Here is a 21897-nt window from a genome sequence, read left to right as displayed (position 1 = left end):
CGGGAAATTCAAATTTTAATTTGGATTAAGTGTTGTTTTTTTCATTCGGACATGTTAAAGTTTCAATGTAAACGGTTAATTGATTTTTTTCCGGAAAAACAAAAAATTAATTTCATATCATCCAATTACAGCGTGTTACTGTTCGGCAGGCAAGGCTTGAATTGGGTGGGAATGTTTAATATTCCTACCCGATTTAGGCCTTTTTTTATGCTTCTATATCCTAAAGTGAGGTGTTCAGCATGGACTACAAACAAACCGCGAAGACTATTTTTGACAAAGTGGGCGGGAATGATAATATCAATGAAGTCATTCACTGCTCCACCCGTCTGCGAATGAATCTTAAGAATCCGAAAGAAGCCAAAACGGATGAAATCAAATCTATAGACGGTATCATGGGAGCCTTATACAGCGGCGGCCAATACCAAGTGATTATTGGAAACGATGTAGGTTATGTGTACAATGAATTGATAAAACTAATGGATACGAAAAAGGCTTCTGTTCAGCAGGAACCGAAAAAAAGAGATCTGAGCTTCAAGGGGCTATTCGACAGCTTCGCCGGGATTATCACAGGGATCTTCCAGCCGATTATTCCAGCCATTGCCGCTTCAGGGATGCTGAAGGCCTTGCTGCTGCTCAGCACCTCGCTGAACCTCCTGACCAAGGAGAGCCAGCTATACCTGCTGCTCAGCTTCATTGCAGACGCAGCGTTCTACTTCCTGCCGGTCCTGCTGGCCTACTCCAGTTCCCAGAAATTCAAGACCAATCCATACATCTCGGTAACTCTGGCCGGAGTGCTCTTGCATCCCAAATTGATCGCCTTGCTGGCAGGTGAAGTGCCTGTCCAGTTCGCTGGACTGCCGGTGCCGAATGTCTCGTATGCATCAAGTGTTATCCCGATTATCCTTACCGTGTGGCTGATGTCTTATGTGGAACGGTTTGCCGAGAAGGTATCGCCGGGACCCGTCAAGATCTTCCTGAAGCCCATGATCGTCATTCTGGTGATGGCTCCGCTGGCCTTAGTCGCACTGGGACCTCTCGGAAACTACCTGGGCCAGGGATTGTCCGACGGACTGTTCTGGATTCAAGGGAAATTCGGCTGGTTGACGGTAGTGATATTATCTGTCATTCTCCCGTTCATTGTTATGTTCGGGATGCACAAAGTGTTCTACCCGGTTATTTTTGCCGCTATGGTTTCGCCGGGGTATGAAACTCTGATTCACAGCGCCATGCTCTCCTCCAATATTGCTCAAGGCGCAGGTGCTTTGGCGGTATGGTTCCTGGCTAAGGATAAGAAGCTGAAGCAGATCGCCTTACCGGCAGGGATCTCCGGATTGTTCGGGATCTCAGAACCGGCATTATACGGAATACACCTTAAGCTGAAAAGAACCATGGTTGCCTGTATGATCGGGGCCGGTTCTGCCGGACTGTTCGCAGGGATCGTCAATCTGAAGGCTTACGCCGCAGTAGGTCCCGGGATTGCCTCGCTGCCAATGTTTATCGGGGAAAAGAACAACTTTATGTACGCCCTGATTACGCTGGGTATCTCCCTGGTCGTTACGCCAATCGCGGTGTACTTCATCGGATTCAAAGAGGACACCGACGGACTGCAGCCGGAAGCTGCTGTAGCAAACTCCGCCGATGTACCTGCAGCTCCGCAGGAAACCGGAAGACCGCAATCCCGGATGGTCATCTTTGCACCAATTGAGGGAGAAGTTATTCCTTTAAGAGAAGTTAAGGATGAAGCCTTCGCACAGGAGGCTATGGGCCAAGGGATGGCCATTAAGCCAAGCAAGGGAGAGGTTGTCGCACCTTTTGACGGAACTGTGGAGACGGTATTCCGCACCAAACACTCCATTGGTCTGAAATCGGTGGAGGGCGTCGAGGTCCTCATTCATGTCGGGCTGGATACCGTCAAGCTTAAGGGGAAGCACTTCAATGTAGTAGTGCAGGAAGGCGATACCATCAAGCATGGACAACTGCTGATTGAGTTCGATAAGAAGGCGATTGAGGAAGCCGGATTCGATACGACTACGCCAGTGATCGTAACCAATACTCCAGATTACCTGGAGATTCTCGGACATGAATACAGCGGGAAGATCGGGCCGGAGATGCCGTTAATTACTGTTTTATAAGAAATTATTGGGTCTAAGATGCCCTGGAGAACGCGAGGTATACGTCTATGAGAGTAGTGAAAATTCTCAATGTAAACATAGTTCTGGCCGACCGTGAGGATGGCAAGGAAGTCATCGTGATGGGGAAGGGAATCGGTTTCAAAAGCAAGCCGGGGGACACCGTTAATGAGCACGAGATCGAGAAGGTCTACATCGTCGAGAACAAGGACATGGCTTCCGATATGACGGCCTTAATGAGAGAGACTCCCAAGGAATACCTGATTCTGTCCGATGAGATCATATCGTATGCAAAAGGCGTTCTATCCAGGCATCTTAGCGAGAACCTCTATGTATCCCTGACCGATCACTTATATATGGCCGCCAAACGCTTCAAATCCAACATAACGATCCAGAATCGGATGCGGTGGGAGGTACAGAAGTTCTACCCGCGTGAATATCAGATCGGGCTGCAGGCGCTGGGGATGATCAGGGACAAGATCGGAATCTCTCTGCCGGAAGAGGAAGCAGCGAACATCGCCTTTCATCTGGTGAATGCACAGCAGACCGAGGACAACATGAGCCAGGTACTTATGATGACCAAGACGGTTAACGATATTTTGAATATTATCAAAATCCATTACGGTGTAGACTTCGACACCATGAGCATTAACTATTCACGGTTCCTGACGCATCTCCAGTTCTTTGTACAGCGCCTGATGGAGAACAAGATGCTTGAATCGCAAGACAGCGAGCTGCTCGATCAAATCTCTAACAAATATCCGGAAGAGGGAAAGTGTGTGGCTTCCATTAACACCTACATTGGAGCCAAATTCCACCGGCACATGTCAAATGAGGAAATGCTCTATCTCATTATCCATATCAGCCGGGTGATGAACAGAAAAGAATAGTGGAGGGGTCATATTGAGTACGAAGCGGATTTTTCCAGAGGGATTCTTATGGGGCGGAGCCATCGCTGCCAATCAGGCAGAGGGTGCCTGGAACGTTGACGGTAAAGGGCTGTCCACGGCCGACATGGCTATGTACAAGAGGAACTTGGGCAAAGGGGACTACAAGAAGCATAATGCAGTGAGCGAAGAGCAGTTGAAGCAGGCAATGGAAGACAAGTCTGACCAGGACTATCCCAAAAGAAGAGGTATAGACTTCTATCACCGCTACCCTGAAGATTTGGCCTGCATGCAGGAAATGGGCCTCCGAACCTTGCGGCTCTCCATCGCCTGGACACGCATCTATCCAAACGGCGATGAACAAGCGCCCAATGAGGCGGGCCTGGCGTTCTATGACCGGCTGTTCGATGAAATGCTGGGGCGTGGCATTGAGCCGCTGGTGACCCTGTCACATTATGAGATGCCTATGCATCTGGTGAACCAGTATGGCGGCTGGACCTCCCGCGAAGTGGTTGATTTCTTCGTGCGTTACTGCACAACCGTATTTGAGCGTTATAAGAGCAAGGTCAAATATTGGATTACCTTCAATGAGATCGACGGGATCGTGCGCCACCCGTTCACGAACGGCGGCATTGTGCCAGACCGGTTTGGAAAGGCAGAGCAAGTGGAGCAGGCAGTCTATCAGGCGCTGCATCATCAGTTTGTGGCCAGTGCGCTGGCGGTGAAGCTATGTCATGAGATTATTCCAGGCGCACAGATCGGTTGTATGCTCACAAGCCTGCTGCATTATCCTCATACTTGTAATCCGCAGGATGTGCTCGCGGCGCATAAGAATAATGAATTCAACCTGTTCTTCACCGATGTTCAGGTACGCGGGGCTTACCCGGGATATATTCAGCGCTTCTTCAAGGATAAGGGAATTGTCATTGCCAAGGCCGAAGGTGACGACCTGGTGCTACGTGAGCATACCGCAGATTTCATCTCCTTCAGCTATTACAATTCCTTCGTAGCAAGCGCGGAGAGCGAAGGCCTGGAGAAGGTCAGCGGAAATACGATGGGCGGAATCAAGAATCCGCACCTCCCACTTAGCGAATGGGGCTGGCAGATTGATCCAATCGGATTACGGCTGACGATGAGTAATCTGTATAACCGGTATCAGATCCCGCTGTATGTCGTAGAGAACGGATTGGGTGCCTACGATAAGATTGAGGAAGACGGAGCCATTCATGATCCCTACCGTATTGAATACCTCCGCTCCCATATTGAACAATTGCATGAAGCGATCCTGGACGGGGTAGAGGTTATCGGATATACCGCTTGGGGAATCATTGACCTGATCAGCTACTCCTCCTCCGAGATGGAGAAGCGCTATGGTCTGATCCATGTCGATCAGGATAATGACGGAAATGGCACACTGGAGCGCAGACGGAAGGACAGCTTTTATTGGTATAAGGATGTAATCCAGAATAATGGCCTGTAAGCTGCTTATTGGCGTATTAATAAACTATAGTTCTAACCCGAGAAGCCTGCTGGCAGCAGGCTTCTTCTGCGTTTCCGCCGCTATGCTGACGCTTCAGTAAATGTGTAGTACAATGTCAGGAACCATACCATCAATTATGATGACAGACGGCCCCCATGGAATTCGGAAACAGGAAGGGGAGATGCTGATCACCTTGGCTTGAACCAAACCATTCCAATGATGACTGTGGGCCGGGTGTTGGTAAACAGGCAATCGTTTAGTAGGAATGATCAATAGTGCAAACAGCTTTGGTGTTAAAATCGTTATGAGCCTAGCAGCAGGAATGATCGGTTGGATTCTCGCTATGGGCATTATCTTCAGATTGTAAAAGAACTGAAAGAACGTCGTAATCAACATTAAACTGAATATGATAAACTTCTGTGAAAATCATGGGGTTATGGCTTTATTCCAATCGTTAGTATACTGAATCATAATTTTACGAGAAAGTCCAGACAGTTGATCAACACATAAGAAAGAATGTATTATGGAAACATTCTAATTGTACTATGAGAATACAATCGACCAAAAAAACATTGAATATGAATGCCCAAATTATAGCTTAAGAAAAAAGAGAGCTATTTCAAATATGAAATCCTACGTACCGGCACGGATATCCATCGAATATCCAGAAAATTATGAACTGATTAATTACGTTAGTTCTTATATAAAGAAGCATGATTATTAAAACAACTCGAGTGAGTTGTTTTTTTGTGACCGAAATAGGGGATTAATCGGCAATGAGACCAAGTTCTTGTCCTACAAGGGACTATGTTCTTGTCCTCCGACACTAGGTCGAAGAGCCCCAAATCCAAATCAACTACATATGTACAAAATACGGGTTTTGTGAATAAGTTGTAAGTAAATAAGCTGGACCAGCTTGGTTTATGCTTGAATGTCCGTTGAAGCAAATTTAGTTTCCTATCTATCATGTTACTGGAATTATAAACCACCCTACTTTAATTCATCAAATTAGATTTTACGTAATAATGTTGCTATACAAATTATAAAAGCCTCTAGAAAACTCCGGACCATCCCATACAAGCCATAGTTGGACATACCGAGTCAATTGTGCATATGCCACCTACATCTTTTTTTATAATTAATTACCAATTAATAGATACCACTCCGAAGTGAAATGCCAATCGCTGATGCTGTAAATGCTTTATTCTGGGCCATTTCACTACTCAATTACGGAGCACTGTCCCTCCAAAAAAACCTTTAAATCCCCCCCATCATCCATTATCGCTATGTCCACGGCAAATCCTAATTTAGCCAGCTGTTCAATGACTGCCTCCATCATATTCATTACAATTTCTTGCGTAATGGCACGTTTTTGATAGTATACGTTCGTACTAGAAAGGAACTAGGAAAGTAAAAAGTTAATAATTGTTAATTTTGATTTACAATAATCCGAGCACTCTCTGAGTAACCTATTTTTATCGGACACCAACTTGGTTGTCTAATTACACAAGTCCTTAGGATCGCAGTTTGACTTTATCTAAGTTCCTAAAGCATTGATGGGGCGCTGACCCCAATACATTTACAGAGGAGATATAACATGAGCGAAGGTATTGAAAACAAGGTTGTGCTGATCACGGGTGGGGGCACTGGTCTCGGAGCGGAAACCGCGCGGCTGCTCGCATCCAAGGGAGCGATCGTGGCAGTTGCCGCGCGCCGGAAGGACAAGCTCGACGAGGTAGTTGCGCAGATCAAGCAGGCTGGTGGCAAGGCCGGTGCTTATCCTCTCGATGTCGTCGACAAGGTGCAGTTCAAGGCTGTCGTCGATGCGGTTATTGCCGATTTCGGCAAACTGGACGTGCTTGTCAACAACGCAGGTCTTATGCCGATCCGTCCCATGGCCGAGGTGAACACCGACGAATGGGATGCCATGATCGACATCAACCTTAGAGGGGTACTATACGGCATTGCTGCGGTTTTACCGGGCTTCCTTGCCAAGAAAAACGGTCACATCATCAACATCAGTTCGGTTGCCGGAATCAAGGTCTTCTCACCGGGTGGCACCGTCTATTCAGGTACGAAATTCGCGGTGCGCGCGATTTCTGAGGGGCTGCGTCATGAAGTAGGCGACAAAGTGCGGGTAACGTCTATCGAGCCTGGAGCCGTGGAAAGCGACCTGAAATTCAACACCACGGGCACAGCGCAGTCCACTGTAATGGAGTTTTACAAATCCGCCATTCCCTCTAGTGCGGTCGCGCGGGCCATCACATTTGCCATCGAACAGCCGGTGGAGGTCGATATCAATGAAATCGTTCTGCGTCCCACCTCGCAGGAATTCTGACATTATAAGGACGATATGAACAAACGGAAGCGATACAGAGGTTTCATAAGAGCGCGTGAATCGATGGATTTGCGCGTTTCTTCTTGCTGTCAGCTAGACCCTCGTTAGAGAATCTGATTATTCGATTCTAATACGCTTTTCAGCTTAGTAATTAACGCCTGAATCCGGTTATGCTTCGTTTCCTCCTTTTTAGCCAGTTCAATGTGGTTGATCTGCTCCCGCTTTATGTAATCAGGCTGTACCAGAAAGGTATCCCGCAGCTGGTGATCTACAAGGCTTTTTGTAAAATATTCCGGCAAAATGATCTCATGACCTTCCATTTCATTTTACCTTCAAGCATCTTTATCTCACTGTCAAATTCGTAGACCATATGTATTAACACTCCTCAGTACCTTATTAAGACTCGATTAAGACGCTCCTTTTGTCATAACCCTTTTACAGGCTCAAAGTCATTAGCATTCAGTATGCTGGTAATCGGAGCACTCTTCATCCAGCGCTTCTGTTATATTTTTGCCGAAATCAGGTATTGTCACTCATACTCCTCAGCTCTTTTCTCACAAAATGGTTATTCGGCTATATTCTTGTTCTGAACAGTGTAAACCTTCTCATAATTAGCAGTGCAATTGGCAAATTTGTGAACCCGCAATTCTGTAACTGACCCCATCTATTTTTCATGTAAAAAGAAGGCGTCCTCCGCAAAAGCGGTAAGGGCACCTCCCTTCTATTTTACTGGTTGCGTCCGTAATAAAGCTTCAGATTCGTCACATCCACCAGATACAAAATATCTATGCCTTTAGGGCTGCGGTCCACCGCCAGCCGCTCAATCGGAATGCCCGGCGCAAGCGAAGTTTCCGTCCAGGTTCCGCCTGTGTTGACAGCCATGAAGGCGCGGTCAGCCCCGCTGCTTTTTACATAATAGATTCTTGCTGAATTTCCCGTCCAGGTCACATCAATTGCCGCTGTAGTTGGAGCTGCATTATAGACGGTCTGCAGGTTCCATCCTCCAGGGCCATAAGTAGCCTGCTTAACTGAAAAGCTCGTGCTCCCTTCCTCACGGTACCGGTACGCGATAACCGGACTGCCTGCTGAATCTACCGTTAGCTTGGCGCTTTGTACACCCGGACCGCCGGGATCGCTGCCGCTCTGAACATAGGCTTCTCCTGGAGCCATGGGCTGTACAATATCCGCTGTTGTCAGGCTTACCGGTGTTGCAGCCGGCGTTCCGTCTGCTTTGGTGAACTCGTTCGTAGCGGGACTATATTTTAAATACGACAACTGGTGACGCAGCGGACTGGCTGCAAAATACGCCCACTCGAATAAAATATGAAGATCCCCGTTTGCATCAAAAACAAGATCGTCCGGGTAGACAGACCGGTTAAGGTGAGACGCGATGACTTGGACCTGAGTCCATACTGAATCAGCGTTGTTCCAGCGGAACAGAACGGCCTCTCTTTTGCCTGCCGGATCTTTATCTGCACGTACCAGCAAATACAAATCCCCGTTGGGAGCTGTTGTCAGCACCGGATAGGTTACCGTCATACCCTGAGGCAGCTCATCTGAATGATTCTGCGGAATCCCGCCTACCGTATCTGAGCGGTAATATCGCCAGGGATTGCTGTGCATGGACGCGAACACATGAAACCGGCCGCTGCCGTCTCTGGCCATGGAAGGCTGATTATGACCCAGATCATCGATGTACTCTGCAGGTGTAGTGCCGTCCATAAGCGGCAGTTTGCTCCAATTCCCGTCATTATCCCGTCTGGCAATAGCAACCGTGTGTTTTCCCGGAATGGACCCCGGCGCATTATAAGCCATGTAAGCGTACTCAAAACCGAGCCCGTAAGTAGCAAGCGGTGACCACCATCCGGCCTGATTGCTGGAATCCATCGGAAAAGGAACCAATTCAAGTACAGGTGCCGCATTTCCCGCTCCCGCCGGCATCAGAGTCAGCATGGCCATAATAAAAATAGTCAGCTTCCATTTTCTCAGCTTGTTCAACTATTCCGCCTCCTTCATATGTTTACTGCAAGCTCAAAATAGCACGCCGCGTATACAAATGTTACTGTACTTTTGCAAGATTGCTGTACGTTCTGGAGATTTATAGCAAAAAAAAAGAAAGCCCGAAACCAGGACTCCCCTCAAATAGAACATTTGTTCCCTGGCGCGAAAAACGCCACTTTTGACCACCGCCACGCAAAACCCCTAAAATACATGGAATCTTCTCTTTGGATTCTGCTTGCAACGGTAGATTTACTCACCTTGGCTAGTTATGTATACCCGAAAAATGGACTTTTTTCAGGTTAAGAACATATGTTCTTAAATGTAAAAACCGCCACTATTTCTGCCCCGCGCCCCAGCCATGTTGTGTAAGCAAAAAGACGACTGACCCGCTAAGGGCAGCCGTCTCTTAATATCATCAGGATTTCCGCACAGACAGGATGAATTTCTCCAATGCCTCCGTACTGGTGATGCTGTGATTGCAGGCATGATTGTCCATACAGACATATTGGCCCACAGAAGCAATGTTATCCTGCGAAGCATGCACAGGCTTGGTCGACACCGAGAGGAACGCAAGCTCCTGATGCCGGTTGCAGAACAGGCAGTAGCCCTTCTTATTCGTTGGGATAAGCCTTCCCTCAATCCCGATAAACTGCCCGTGATGCGGATAGACAATAAACAGCTTATTGGCCGCAATGTCCATCCAGCTCAGATAGGTCACGTACCTGAAATCAATCGTGTTCAGATCCGGTACCCTCAGCTTCTTGGTCTTGGGAAAAAGCTTCTGGATTTGTTTCAGCGTAATGTCCGGATAAGGAACCATCATCGGCTCCAGACTGTCCAGGAATCGCTGGAAATCATAGCCCGACTCGAAAGAAGAGATCTGCTCCAGCATCTGCCGCTGCTCCACAGTCAGTTCACTAAAGGCATTAACAACCGTTGCAGCTGCTGTATACCTTACTGTCTCCAGTACTCTCCGGTCAGCGACCGTACGTAACGTATTCTGCAGGAAATCCGTTTGTTTCTTAATCACATTCAATTGATGGTTTCTAATAAATGGTGTATTCATAGGTTTTCGCCCCTTTGATATGATAGATGCATTCATACCGGTGCAAAGCCTATTATTAGAAACGATAAAATCCAGTTTGGGCGAATGAATTCCTTATTCTATCGCACCCCACGCAAAGTATCGCCCCTGATTAGGCTCTGCATGAGGACAGCCTAGCCAATGAGCAATTAATATGTGCCATCAGTATAACCCCCAATCCCATTCACATGCGAAAAGTATAGCAGGATTAGGCAGATTGCTCAATTCATTTTGCCTGTGATTATAGCCCATCCAGCATCCGCAGCAGCTGCCCGTAACGTTCCAGCGTAGCTGTATCTTCCACTCTGATTCCGGAATTGTAAAAGGCGATATCTCCGCTTCCGCTCTCCAGCAGATGATCACACTCCAGGATCCGCTTCAGATTGTTAGCTGTACCAATACTGCCTGAGATAAAGTCCGTCCCTTCCGGAAAAAGCTCCCTGATGACATGGGTGAAGTAAGGAAAATGGGTACAGCCGAGCACGACCGTTCCGTACTGGCCCAGATCAAAACGTGATAACTCCTGCTCCAGATAGCTTTTGACCAGCTCATCCTTAAACTCATGCTGCTCGGCGAACGTAACCAGACCCGGAAGCGCCAGACTGTCAACGATATCCCGGTGGTCAAGCCGCTTGACCAGATTATTGAACTTTTCTTCCTTCAGGGTGAGGTTAGTGGCCAGAACGAGCACCTTTTTGCGGTGAATCTTCCATTTCTGCACAGCCGGCTTCACGGCCGGTTCAATCCCGAGGATCGGAAAATCATACCGTTCACGCAGCTCCTCAATAGCGACACTGGTAGCTGTATTACAGGCAATGACAATGGCTTTTACCTGCTGCTCCGCAATAAACTGCACAGCCTGAAAAATATATTGTTTCACATCTTCTTTCGTTTTCTCTCCATATGGCACATTTTTCGTATCGGCATAGAACAGGTAATCTTCATTTGGCAGAAGCTTCAGGGCCTGATGCAGCACCGTAATTCCGCCGATTCCGGAGTCAAAAAAACCAATCCGCATAATTTCACTCTTTTCGTGCTTGATAATTGCCTATCTATTTTAACACAAGACCTTCATTGTTGAAGAAAAAAGACAGCCGGATACGGCTGCCCCATAATTTATGCAAAATTAATTCATCTGTTCATCTGACCAGTTGCCTATTTCAAATACGTTCCGCTCTCACCGATCCCGCCGCTGCCGTTAAGCACATAGACTCTGGCATTGCCTTTACCGGAGCAGTTCAGTGTGATGGTGCCATTCGTTACACTTTTGATGTCCCCCGTCACAGCATCCACGTAGGTCCCGTTAGGAATGCCTGTGAAGGTAGCGTTGCCGGAGATGGTGACCAGCGCAAAGCTGTCAATGCCTTTGGAAGCGTCGGTATATCTTCTTTTGAAGGCCAGATTGCCGCTGACATTCTCTGTGGAGTATTGGCCCTTTTGCAGGGCAGGTACGGCTCTTCTGATCAGATTGAGCTGACGGATGTGCTTGGCCAACGGATAGTTCAGTGATTCAGCGAGAGTACCCGTAGCGTTCGTATATCTTCCAAAATCCTGCACAGTAACGCTACCCTCAATATGATCGCCGAAATAAGCGCGTCCTGTTGTACTAAGCGGCGCATTCGGGCCAACATCAATTGCTTTACCCTTCTGGAACTCGATTTCCGAGCCGTAGTAGATGGCCGGGATGCCGCGGAAGGTGAACATCAGCGCCAGGTTCTCAGCCCAGGTATCCTGAGTTCCGGCAAACCGCTGATTTTCCGGTGCCTGGTCAGGGGCATAGTCATGAGAATCCACGTAAGTCACATTCCAGGTAGCATCATTATAGAACTGGTCTCCGCTGCGCATGCTGAACGCTTCCTGCGCAGTTTTGAATGCCCAGTGCATCGGGAAGTCGATTACGTCCATGCCGGATTTCATCGAATAGTCCGGAGTATGATAATTGTTGCCGATCAGAAAAGCATTGTTCGATGTCGGCTGACCCGCTGTTGTAGAGTTATCCGCCCATTCCTGTTCAACGGACAGCTTGTTGGAAGCGTAGTCATTTTGACCGTCGCCAGGGTAGGCTTTGGCCGACTTCCAGGTGTAGAACGGCGTCGAAATCGCCGGGATGCCGCTGTTCCAGACATCTCTGTAGCGGGTAGCGACCTCACCGAAGATGAAGAAGCCCGAGCCGCCCCTTTCCTTCCAAGCCGGAACAAAGTATTTGTTAAAAATATACCGGCTGACATGCTTCACCGTATCCACCCGGAAAGCATCAACCCCCATATCAATATACTGGTTGTAGCTGTCGATCAGATACTGGTTGACCACCGGATTCTCCGTATTAAGATCCACGCAATCCCCGGCGATCTGCCCGGTCTGGACAGTGTATGACTCCCAGGAAAGGCTTTTTTCGGTGTGATAGATATTGTTGTTGGTCTCGGCAGTCTTCATCAGGGCCAGTCTGGCCTGGTACTGTTGGTCCGGGGTCATGGAATCGTAATTGGCCGGCAGCTTATCGGTTATTTTGAGCAGATTCGATATTGTGTCAGGCTTGGTTTCATCCTTCTTAAACATCGGGAACAGGTTCTCCTCGCCGAAGTTGCCGGTATGATTGACGACGATATCCTGAATGACCTTGATGCCCTTGGCATGGGCGGCGTTGATCAGATCCTGGTAGGAGGCACCTGCTGACTCGTATCTCGGATCGACTTTGGCAAAATTAATCGCGTGATAGCCGTGGTAATCATAACCGCTGGCATTCTGTACGACAGGGGTTATCCAGATGGCGCTGAAGCCGAGCGCTTTGATGTAATCAAGTTTTTGGATCAGTCCCTTGAAATCCCCTCTCCAGGCAGGGTCAGAATCCGGGTTGCCGGCCTTGGCATCATCCCAGGCATGGGCGTTGTTGCTGGTATCGCCGTCATAGAAGCGGGAGGTAATCACAAAGTATATGGAGTCCTCGCGGAAATCCCCTTTGCTGCCGATGCTGTAAACAAAGCTTTGGGTCGCCCGGTTGCCGGCGGCATCGATCACCAGAAACTTCAGGGTCGTTGTTTTGGAGATCAGAATCTGCGGTCCTGTCACTCCGGCAAGTGTATTTCCTGTAACATATACTTTGGAGCCGGTAGTAGGCTCTGTTCCGTCATCCGTATAGTAGGCGGTTACGGCGGCCGCTTTGTTGTCTTTGATGTTAAAAGAGACATTTACCGCTGTAGCGGACTGTCCTACCGGCAGATTCGGCGTAATGACCGGCGGCTGCAGATCGGCGTCCAGGTCAATTACATAGGCAAAAGAGGACACACTGCCTGCAACACCGTCCGCGTTCACGCCAAACGCTTTTATCGTCATTGAGGACGATATCTGGATTGGAGCCGTATATAAAGCGGAGTCTAACGTAGGTGTAGAGCCGTTGGTTGTATAGTAGATTTTGTCGCCGGTATTGCTGCTTGATAGTGCAGCCGTTTGTGCAGCATCGTAGGTTTTTGGAGCCGGCGAGACTGTGATGACCGGTGTCTTAAGCGCCTCAGGATTAGCGGTATACCAGACATTGTCTGAATAGTACCAGCTCTCTTTTACATTACGGGTCAAATCAGCGGTCTGTTTGCCGTTGCTGTCGTTAAAAATCAGGCTTGTGCTTGAAGCGCCTGGAATAGTGTAGCTGTACCAGTCATTACCGTCGGATATCATCAGAATACCCGGCCAGGCTCCGCTGACAGGTACCGATGACGGACTCAGGTTCCAGTAATGGATACGTATTGCCGAGTTCCAGTCTGCCGGCTTTTTCACATGGACCGTAATGCCGGCTGCCGTTGCTGTTGGTGATGGGGTTCCGCTGGCTGTTGGAGTTGCTGTTGGTATATTCGTAGGTGTTGGGGTTGGTGTTGCGGTTGGTACTGGAGTTGGTGAAGGAGTAGCAGATGGAGTTGCGGTTGGCTGGACTGTCGGCACCGGAGTTACCGTTGGTGTTGGTGTTGATCCGGGTAGAATCGTTACATAATCGATATTGATATTTCCGCTGTCGGTTGAATCGTATTTGTAGGTGATGGTATTACTTCCGACCTGTAGGCTGAGCGATTCGCTCTGTTCGCCCCAGGCGTCCCAGCTGCTCAGACTCGCAAGTGCGGTTTGCTTGATTTTGATCCCGTTCACATATACGGATACCGTCTTGACACTGCCTGTCGCGTTCGCATAACGCAGAGTAGCATTGTATGTGCCTGCAGCTGAAGCCTGCACTGTAAAAGCTGTAGCCGCGCCGCTGGCCGTATACCCGTCAACAAAGCCCGCTCCCGAGTAGCCGGTGTGATTAGTGTTTACTTTGGCCCCGCCTGTTAATGCTGCGTTCTCCGCTTCATATCTGCCGGCAGAGGGGATTGTTACGGTCCAATTTTTACCGCCGTTATTATCCCAGCTGTCGGTTGGAGCGGTGATATGATAGCAATACGTTAAGGTTGCTCCTTCAGCAACTGCCAAATCAGCGGTGAAGGTCGTTCCGTTTCTTGTCATTGGGGTGTCTGTGACGCTCGACCAGTTATTCGTTGTCCAATGCAGGGTTACAGCCGTTGCAGTGCTGTTAGTGTAAGTAACGGTATAATTGGTATTGCTGGCGGATGCACCGCCTGACGCGCCGAACAAGCTGAAGCAGAGTGCAAAAATAACCAGCCAGGTTAGTAAACGCCTCGTTTTATTTCTTACCAAATAGACTACCTCCTGATCAAATGTTTGATATTGAAGCCTACATCTTTTAATGCGCAAACGTTTGCAAAAAAGGTAATAAAAGAACTTTCGGCTATTGGCACACGGCCTGTGCTAAACCCTCCATCACCCCCATGGCTTGAGCGGAAAAGCTGCATTGTATGCGCTTGCATAAATTAAATGGAATATAGCGGCGGCTGCCGCTTCTGCACCAATGAATTTTTCCTGATTCTGATTATAGTATCCGCAATGGAGCGCGGTCAATGGATCTTTTGAGCTAATATCCCGAGCTTTATCTGGTTAAATCTCGCTATTTCTGCTGATTATGTACTCAGAAACCGGTTTCCTGTTTTTTATCGTGAATAACGCATTATGCCGGATAGATTAGTTAAATTCACACCACTTATTATTAACAACATTAATCTTATGGGTAAAAAGAGAGGGCCTGAAGACCCCCTCCTTCCTGCCGGCTGGTAAAGCTATCAATTGTTAATGGTCAGATTAAAACCGGACTGGATGTAGTTCAGATTCGGATAAGCAATGTTGCTTGTGACGAGATTGTTGAAGGTTGCCGATCCGTTGCCTGTATAGGTATAGATGGCAGCACCTTTATGCGGTCCGGAGAAGCGCGAGGTTGTAATCCCGTCGAGTCCTGTACCATTAATATTAATGCTGTTAAATACTATGTTTTCGAATCCGCCGCCATAGCCGAACTGGATCGCATCACGCTGGGTATTGATGATATCAATATTGGTAAAGGTCACATTTTTGATGGCATCATTGGAGGCTTCCAGGTCGATGGCCCCCCTTTCCCCGTTGTAAAGATCCTGGCTGGTGCCGCTGTTAATGATCGTTGTATCTGAGAACACAATGCCCGTATTGTTCTGGAAATGGTATCCGGGGAACACCGTATTCATCCGGATGCCGGAACCGCCTACCGTATCAATGATGTAGTTATGATCCGCTGTATGCCCGCTTCCTCCGAAGAAGGCAATCGCTGCTGCCCGCCAGTTATTCTCAATCGTATTGTACGAGAAGGTATTATTTACTCCGGCCGGAGCCCCGTTAGTATTGCTGGTCCAGACGGCGAGCCCGTCGTCCCCGTTATTGCGGATGCTGCTGTTGCGCACGGTAGAGTAGCTGGTGCCCTGGGAAAAGTTGATGCCGTCGGCCAGATTGTTGCGGATCCGGCTGTTCTCTACAACCAGTCCGGTGGCATAAATCGCCGGTGTATGCGCGTAATCTCCAACCCACATCCCGCATTCAAAATGCTCCACCCACACATCATGAATCACCGAATTGGTGCCGAAATTGTCCATAAAGCCTTTATAGATGGCATTCTGGCCATAACGTGAACGCAGGTTCGAATTCATGTAGACATTGCTGAAATCAAGCCGCCCGGTGACACGCAGAGAGATGCCTCCCCCGGCTGCATTTGGATTGGTGAACTGGATATTGGTATGCCAGAAGCCGGCGCCGGTTATGGTGATGTTGTTGATCTTGCTGCTGACCGAGCCGATCTCCCACATGCCGCCTAAGTTAAAGGTTCCTTCCGGGATATACAGCGGTTTGCCCGCTGCAACTGCTGCAGTAACGGCGGCTTTGAAGGCGGGCAGATCATCCTGGCCGTCATTTGCCACTGCGCCGTGGTCTGTAACAGCTACCGAATTTGCCGGACGGGCAATTGCCGCAGGAACCGGTTCAATCTCCAGAAAGTCCACGCCGTATTCGTAGGCATCGCCGTTATTTTTCTGGATGCGGATGGTGTCTCCGGCCTTGAGTGCCGTATCCAGCTTCCAGTGCACTTCATCGAAGCGGAACAGCGGACGTCCGCCGCCCGGTGCATCTGACGGCATATCACCCGTGAAATACTGCCAGCTGTAATAGGAGGTTAGAGCAACCGTCTTGACCTTGCTGCCGTTGACATAGACATCCAGTGAACCGTTAAGTCCCATGCCGTCCGGGGAATCCGGCATGGTAAAGCGCATCGTTACCCCTGCTCCGCCCTGCCCGGATCTTACGGTCCATTCGGCATAAGAGCCGTTTGACGGAAGAGCAATGTACTTCTGGCCGGAAGCTTCCGATGCGGTCAGCGACTGGTCAAAGGTCGGGGCTGTTCTGAGTACAGCCGCCCCGCCTCTCACTGCATCCTCTGTATCATATTTGCTGTATGGCATGCTTGCTCCGCGAAGCGCGTATACTACCAGATTTGCCATACTTGTATTGTTATTCTGCTTGGAAACGGCTTCATTTCCATCTGCCGCTACCGTAACTGTCACTGTATAATTGCCGTTTACGGCTGTCCATGTACCCGGCACGGACACTTGAACGGCCTGCCCTGCGGCGATCACACCGTTATAAGTACCATTAAAGCTCTGTACGGTGGCACCGGCGGCATTTTTAAGCACAACTGTTACTGTATGGGCCCCGCCTGCTGAGGCAATAATGCCTTGATTCCTTAGGCTGACCGAGAAGGCAACGCTGCTGCCTGCTGCCGGTGTACCCGGGCTCCATGAGACGGTTCCGGTCAGGTCAGAGCTGGAAATGGGATTAACGACAAGCGCAGAACTATGATTATAGCTGTTGTTCGCTTCATTCTGCTCGATGACCAGGTTACTTTCATCCACTGTGGCACTTAAAGTGTAGCTGGCTGCAGCGCGGGTTCCGGCGTTAACCGATACCGTAGATGATGCACCGGCGGCCAGCGCACCGACGGCAGCGGAACCGGCAAGCTCATTATTGAGGTAAAAGTTAACCGTGGTTGCTGCAGATGCTGCATTGCCGGTGTTTTTTACGGTGGCAATCAGCGTAACTGCAGCAGCTTCATCCGGAGTTGCCGGTGTCCAGGACATTCCGGCAATCGTCAGGTCGGGATTGTCGGCCGGTGAGCCGAATACCTGAAATTCGGCTATCTGTCCTGCCGGTGCGCCGCTATTAGCTGTGATATTTAGCTGCAGGCGCTTGACCGTTGCTGTTACAGGAATAGTAACGGTGTTGCCGGTGGCCGGGTTAAACGTATAGCTCTGGGCAGAGACCAGATTGCTGAAGGTGGTTGTAGTCTGATTATGACCAAGCACCTGAATGGTCTGGGTCCGTGTTCCCCATTCCGTAGCCGGGTTCAGCTTCAGGACAATCGAGGTGATATTCTGATTGGCTCCCAAATCCAGAGTCAGATTGCTCGGGTTGCTGCCACCTTCCCAATAGGTTGCGGTGTTATTGTCGTTAGCATTTGCTGCTGTAAAGTTCTGGGTTACAGAGGAGGCGGTGATGGTTTTGCCGATCGCGATATTGCTGCCCGGAGGAGCGGTTGGTGAAGGCGTTGCGGACTGGGTTGGCGCAGGTGTAGGCGCAACCGTAGGTGTGGGCGCCGCCGTAGGAGCTGGAGTAACGGTTGGAGTCACAACTGGAGTAGGTGTAGCTGTTACGGTGTCCGCAACTGTGATCTGATCAAGATTCACGTTGGCGCTGTCACCGGCATCATATTTGTAGGCGACCGTATTGTTCCCGGCATTCAAATTCAGCGCCTCTGTCTTTGTACCCCATGTATCCCAGCCAGACAGGCTCGGCAGCGAGGTCTGGCGGATTTTGGCCCCATTCACATAGAGGCTCAAGGTCTGTTCGGAGGTATTTCCGTTACCATACCGGAGAGTAACATTGCGTGTACCGGCAGCCGGCACATTAACCGTAAATGTAGTGGCTGCCCCTTGTGTCCAGTAGCCGTCTACAAAGCCCGTACCCGAAAATCCGGTGTGATCGGTATTCACCTTTGCACCGCCGGAGAGAACTGCTGACTCAGCCTGATACGTACCGGCAGCAGGTGTAGCTGTCGGTGCAGGTGTCGGTGTTGCACCGGCCGCGCCATAAATTTCAACCTCCGAGAACTGCGCGGCAGGCCAGCCGGTATTGGCCGTCACAGTGATCCGGACATAGCGGGTGCTGGAAGCGATGAAGTCAACTGTTACTGCGTTGCCTGATGCAGGGTTAAATACATAAGCAGCACTGCTGGCAAGGGTGCTGAATGAAGCTCCGTCCGGACTGCCTTGAACAGACAAGGTCTGGGTGCGCGTCTCCCAGGCAGGCGGCAGCTTCAGCACGACCTGGTCAATGCTGGTACTTGTCCCGAGATCAACTTGAATCCATTGCGGAAATGAGCTGTTCGTACTTTCCCAGTAGGTGCCCGGATTGCTGTCTTTTACATTGTCAGGTGTGTACGTCTGGGATTGGCCGCTTGCGGTGACTGTTTTGCCCGGGGTCAGATTCTGTCCACCGGCGGCGGCTACGATTCCGAAGGAACCGGCAGCCAGGTACAGGGTCGAGACCAGCATCGCCGCTACAAGTGACCAGATGGCAAACTTGTTACGCATTATAATCCTCCTCAGTAAAAATATGTTGGTATACACCCCCATTATAGAGACCCGGCCAGCCTGGCAATAAGAGGCGTTTCTACGGGAAAGATAGGCATTTCCACGCTATTTTGCAATAAAACCCCATCCTTGTCTTTATGCAGATAACTTGCTGCTCATACATACCGTTGCCCGGGAAGCTGGTACAAAAAGTAATCCCTGCTCTTTAGATTGGAGCTGTTTTTTACGATATTAATAACATGGATTTTAATATTTATTACATCTAGAGATGAGAGAGAGAGTTGTTGTCGTGATGAGGTTTTTGGTCGATCAAAAGGTTTCGGTAAAAATTACGGGGTTAGTCGGGCTATCCATTGTGTTCATGATACTCGTCGGCTTCACAGGGTATCATTACCTGAGCAAGATTAATGCAAACGCCAAGCAGATGTACCATCAATACATGGTTCCCAACGAGCTGATCAGCGGGATTATCATGGGCAACGCACAGATCAATACGCTGCAGCTGCAGCTGGTGATCCCTTCCAACCAGACAGCCGCACGGCAAAAGGAAATTAATGACTCTATCGCTGCGATCATCACGGGTAACATTGCCGCCCAGAAAGAAATCGAGTCGATCGGGATGCCGGAGGATGTTCAGCAACTGTACGATTCATTTAAAGAGCTGATTCCGGTAAGCAACGAAGCCCGCGATCTGATGCTCGGCAGACTTGAAGCCAACCAGCCGGCTGAAGCTTATACCCTTTTCGAAAATCAGCTGACTCCGGTCCGCACTGAAATTATGAATAGACTTGAATCCATCAAAAAGCTGAACCAGAATGCGGCCGCAGAGCTGAATAGCAGCAATAAAAAGGACGCCTCGACCAGCATGCTGGATTTGATTCTGATGCTGGCAGCTTCCCTGCTTGTGTGCGGTACTGTAAGTCTCTTGCTATCCCGTATGATTACCCGGCCGCTGAACAATTTGAACTCGCTGATGCTTGACGTCCAGAACGGCGATCTCTCCGTCAAAGGCAGCTACAGCTCGAAAGATGAAATCGGTGTGCTCACTACAGGGTTTAATGAGATGATTGCCGGACTGCGGGGCATTATCTCCAAGATCGGCGAGCATTCCCAGATGCTGTCAGTAAGCTCTGAGGAGCTGCTGGCCAGCTCCGTACAGACTGCTGAGGCCAGCAGTCACATTGCCGAAGAAATTCAGGCAGTAGCCGACGGGTCGGCTACCCAGCTAAGCAGTTCCCGGGAATGCAGCCGGGCCATGGATGAGGTCTCCACCGGCATCCAGAAGGTTGCCGAGTCGGTCACCGATATCTCCGGCGTAACCAGCTACACAACCGAGCAGGCGGTACACGGCGGCGCGAAGATCACCACCGTCAGCGGCCAGCTGGATACAATTCTCTCCACCTCCCAGGCATCAGCAGCAGTAATCCGCAAGCTGCATCATTACTCGCAGGAGATCGGCGCTATTGTAGACCTGATCAGAGAGATTGCCCAACAGACCAATCTGCTGGCTCTTAATGCTTCGATTGAGGCTGCACGCGCCGGTGAGCACGGACGGGGCTTTGCCGTCGTGGCCCAGGAGGTCCGCAAGCTTGCCGAGCAGTCCAACCAGTCTTCCGAGCAGATCGCTTCCATCCTCTCGGAAATCCAGACGCTGTCCCAGGAGGCTGCCTCCATGATGGACAAGGAGAGCAGCGAGATCAGCCTCGGTCTTGCTGGCATGCAGGAAGCGAAAGAGACCTTTGAGCAGATTGTCAGCTTCATCCAGGAAGTGAACCTGCAGCTGGAGGATGTCTCTGCCGCCGCCCAGCAGATCTCGGCCAGCTCCGAGGAGGTCAGCGCCTCCCTGATCGTGACCGAAGAAATCGCGGATTCCTCCTTCAACAAGACACAGAACGTTGCAGCTGCCTCCGAGCAGCAGACGGCAACCATGAAGGACGTCGAAGGTGCCGTCAAATCACTGAGTGAAATGGCTGAGGAGCTGCAGGAATTGTCCGCCCGGTTCAAAATCTGAGCTGTTATTGCACAGGAGCTGGACGGCGGGCGCATCGTACTGACGCCGCCTTAATGCTCCGGTAATTAAAGCGGCCGCCCGGACAGATCAATCGTCCCGGACGGCCGCTTTTAACTTATTCGGCTTATACTGCCAAATGCACCGAGCCGTCCTCGTAAATATCCACACGCTGGGCGCACAGAAGCATTCCCGGCCCGCTTGCTGCCCCCTTTTCCCGGATATCCCTTTGTCTGCGTTCCCAGATTTCCCGGTCATGTATAATGTCATACTGGTAATATTGCTGCGCGCCTGCCGCCTCCATGACCTCGACAAAAATAAAATCTCCGCTAAATAACGAGCGGAACCAGTCTGCTGCCTCCTTATGGGAGCTGAACACCGGCAATTCCTGTTCAAACCGCTCCGGCAGATAACGCTGCTTCAGCCTGCCTATTCTCACATAATACGTTTCAAGATTATCCGGAGTAATCAATAGAGTCTGCCTCCTTGGCATGAAATTTGCCTAGAAAATATCATATTCCGGAACAGCTCTTCTATGACATTGGGCATTCCACCTTATGGAAGGTTGTCCGCAAGCAACAGGCCGGAAGAGCTGATCTTCCGGCCTGTTGCTTAACGGATATAGTTATCAAGGGCTTTGTTGAGGTCCTCCAGCACCCGCTCCTGGTTGCCGTGGTGGACGGCTTTGACTACACAGTTCTCCAAATGATCCTTCAGCAGCAGCTTCGCGGCCTTGTCCAGCGCTTTCTGGATGGCAGCGATCTGGAGCAGCACCTCCGAGCAGTCGCGGTCTTCTGCCGTCATTACTTTAACAGCCCTGACATGACCTTCAATCCGGGCCAGACGGTTCACAATCTGCTTCCGGTATTTATGCTCGTAATCCTCATCGTGAAATTCATCGTTTGCTTCCTGGACCATAATTCCCTCCGGGT

General features: G+C 49.8%; 13 protein-coding genes. 5 read left to right on the top strand and 8 right to left on the bottom strand.

Features of this window, described 5'->3' with window-relative positions; all coding sequences use genetic code 11:
- Window positions 1-239 precede the first annotated feature (239 nt).
- From M2108_RS01425 to M2108_RS01410, 4 genes are all read left to right on the top strand, one after another.
- The gene (locus tag M2108_RS01425) at window positions 240-2132 is read left to right on the top strand and encodes a beta-glucoside-specific PTS transporter subunit IIABC (protein WP_277467717.1); all 1893 of its coding nucleotides are present in this window, start codon (window positions 240-242) and stop codon (window positions 2130-2132) included.
- A 47-nt stretch (window positions 2133-2179) separates the two neighbouring features.
- Complete coding sequence (gene licT / locus M2108_RS01420) at window positions 2180-3019, top strand: BglG family transcription antiterminator LicT (RefSeq protein ID WP_277467719.1); 840 nt, start codon at window positions 2180-2182, stop codon at window positions 3017-3019.
- Between the two features lie 13 nt (window positions 3020-3032).
- Window positions 3033-4496 carry a glycoside hydrolase family 1 protein gene (locus M2108_RS01415; protein ID WP_277467720.1) on the top strand — a complete coding sequence of 488 codons (1464 nt, stop codon included), beginning with the start codon at window positions 3033-3035 and terminating at the stop codon, window positions 4494-4496.
- Between the two features lie 1597 nt (window positions 4497-6093).
- The gene (locus M2108_RS01410; RefSeq protein WP_277469249.1) at window positions 6094-6834 is read left to right on the top strand and encodes an SDR family oxidoreductase; all 741 of its coding nucleotides are present in this window, start codon (window positions 6094-6096) and stop codon (window positions 6832-6834) included.
- Window positions 6835-6938: 104 nt separating this feature from the next.
- On the opposite strand, the gene M2108_RS01405 is transcribed toward M2108_RS01410, so the two are convergent.
- The 6 genes from M2108_RS01405 to M2108_RS01380 form a co-directional block, all read right to left on the bottom strand.
- Entirely contained in the window at window positions 6939-7154 is a 216-nt protein-coding gene (locus M2108_RS01405; protein WP_277469248.1) for a YdeI/OmpD-associated family protein, read from the bottom strand.
- 406 nt (window positions 7155-7560) lie between these two features.
- On the bottom strand, window positions 7561-8832 hold the full coding sequence (locus tag M2108_RS01400) for a BNR-4 repeat-containing protein (RefSeq protein ID WP_277469247.1): 1272 nt from the start codon (window positions 8830-8832) through the stop codon (window positions 7561-7563).
- Between the two features lie 418 nt (window positions 8833-9250).
- Window positions 9251-9901, bottom strand: a complete 651-nt coding sequence (locus M2108_RS01395) for a FusB/FusC family EF-G-binding protein (protein ID WP_277469246.1) — start codon at window positions 9899-9901, stop codon at window positions 9251-9253.
- A gap of 259 nt (window positions 9902-10160) precedes the next feature.
- The gene (murI, locus tag M2108_RS01390; protein WP_277469245.1) at window positions 10161-10937 is read right to left on the bottom strand and encodes a glutamate racemase; all 777 of its coding nucleotides are present in this window, start codon (window positions 10935-10937) and stop codon (window positions 10161-10163) included.
- A 137-nt stretch (window positions 10938-11074) separates the two neighbouring features.
- A complete protein-coding gene (locus M2108_RS01385; protein WP_277469244.1) occupies window positions 11075-14596 on the bottom strand; it encodes an alpha-amylase family glycosyl hydrolase in 3522 nt (1173 codons plus the stop codon).
- Between the two features lie 479 nt (window positions 14597-15075).
- Window positions 15076-18957, bottom strand: coding sequence for a discoidin domain-containing protein (locus tag M2108_RS01380; protein WP_277469243.1), 3882 nt, complete (start codon window positions 18955-18957; stop codon window positions 15076-15078).
- Between the two features lie 292 nt (window positions 18958-19249).
- Here M2108_RS01380 and M2108_RS01375 point away from each other — a divergent pair, with 292 nt between their 5' ends.
- On the top strand, window positions 19250-20968 hold the full coding sequence (locus tag M2108_RS01375; RefSeq protein ID WP_277469270.1) for a methyl-accepting chemotaxis protein: 1719 nt from the start codon (window positions 19250-19252) through the stop codon (window positions 20966-20968).
- A 124-nt stretch (window positions 20969-21092) separates the two neighbouring features.
- Here M2108_RS01375 and M2108_RS01370 read toward each other — a convergent pair whose 3' ends face one another.
- Together M2108_RS01370 and M2108_RS01365 are read right to left on the bottom strand one after the other, a co-directional pair.
- Entirely contained in the window at window positions 21093-21437 is a 345-nt protein-coding gene (locus M2108_RS01370; protein ID WP_277469242.1) for a hypothetical protein, read from the bottom strand.
- Window positions 21438-21577: 140 nt separating this feature from the next.
- Window positions 21578-21883: a metal-sensing transcriptional repressor gene (locus M2108_RS01365; protein ID WP_277469241.1), complete on the bottom strand. Its 306-nt coding sequence runs from the start codon at window positions 21881-21883 to the stop codon at window positions 21578-21580.
- Window positions 21884-21897: the final 14 nt, after the last annotated feature.

The sequence above is a fragment of the Paenibacillus sp. PastM-3 genome, assembly GCF_029893965.1.
In the GTDB taxonomy this organism is placed as follows: Bacteria; Bacillota; Bacilli; order Paenibacillales; family Paenibacillaceae; genus Paenibacillus_AQ.
The sequence above is the reverse complement of the archived record's forward strand: the minus strand, read 5'-3'. Positions and strand labels throughout refer to the sequence as shown.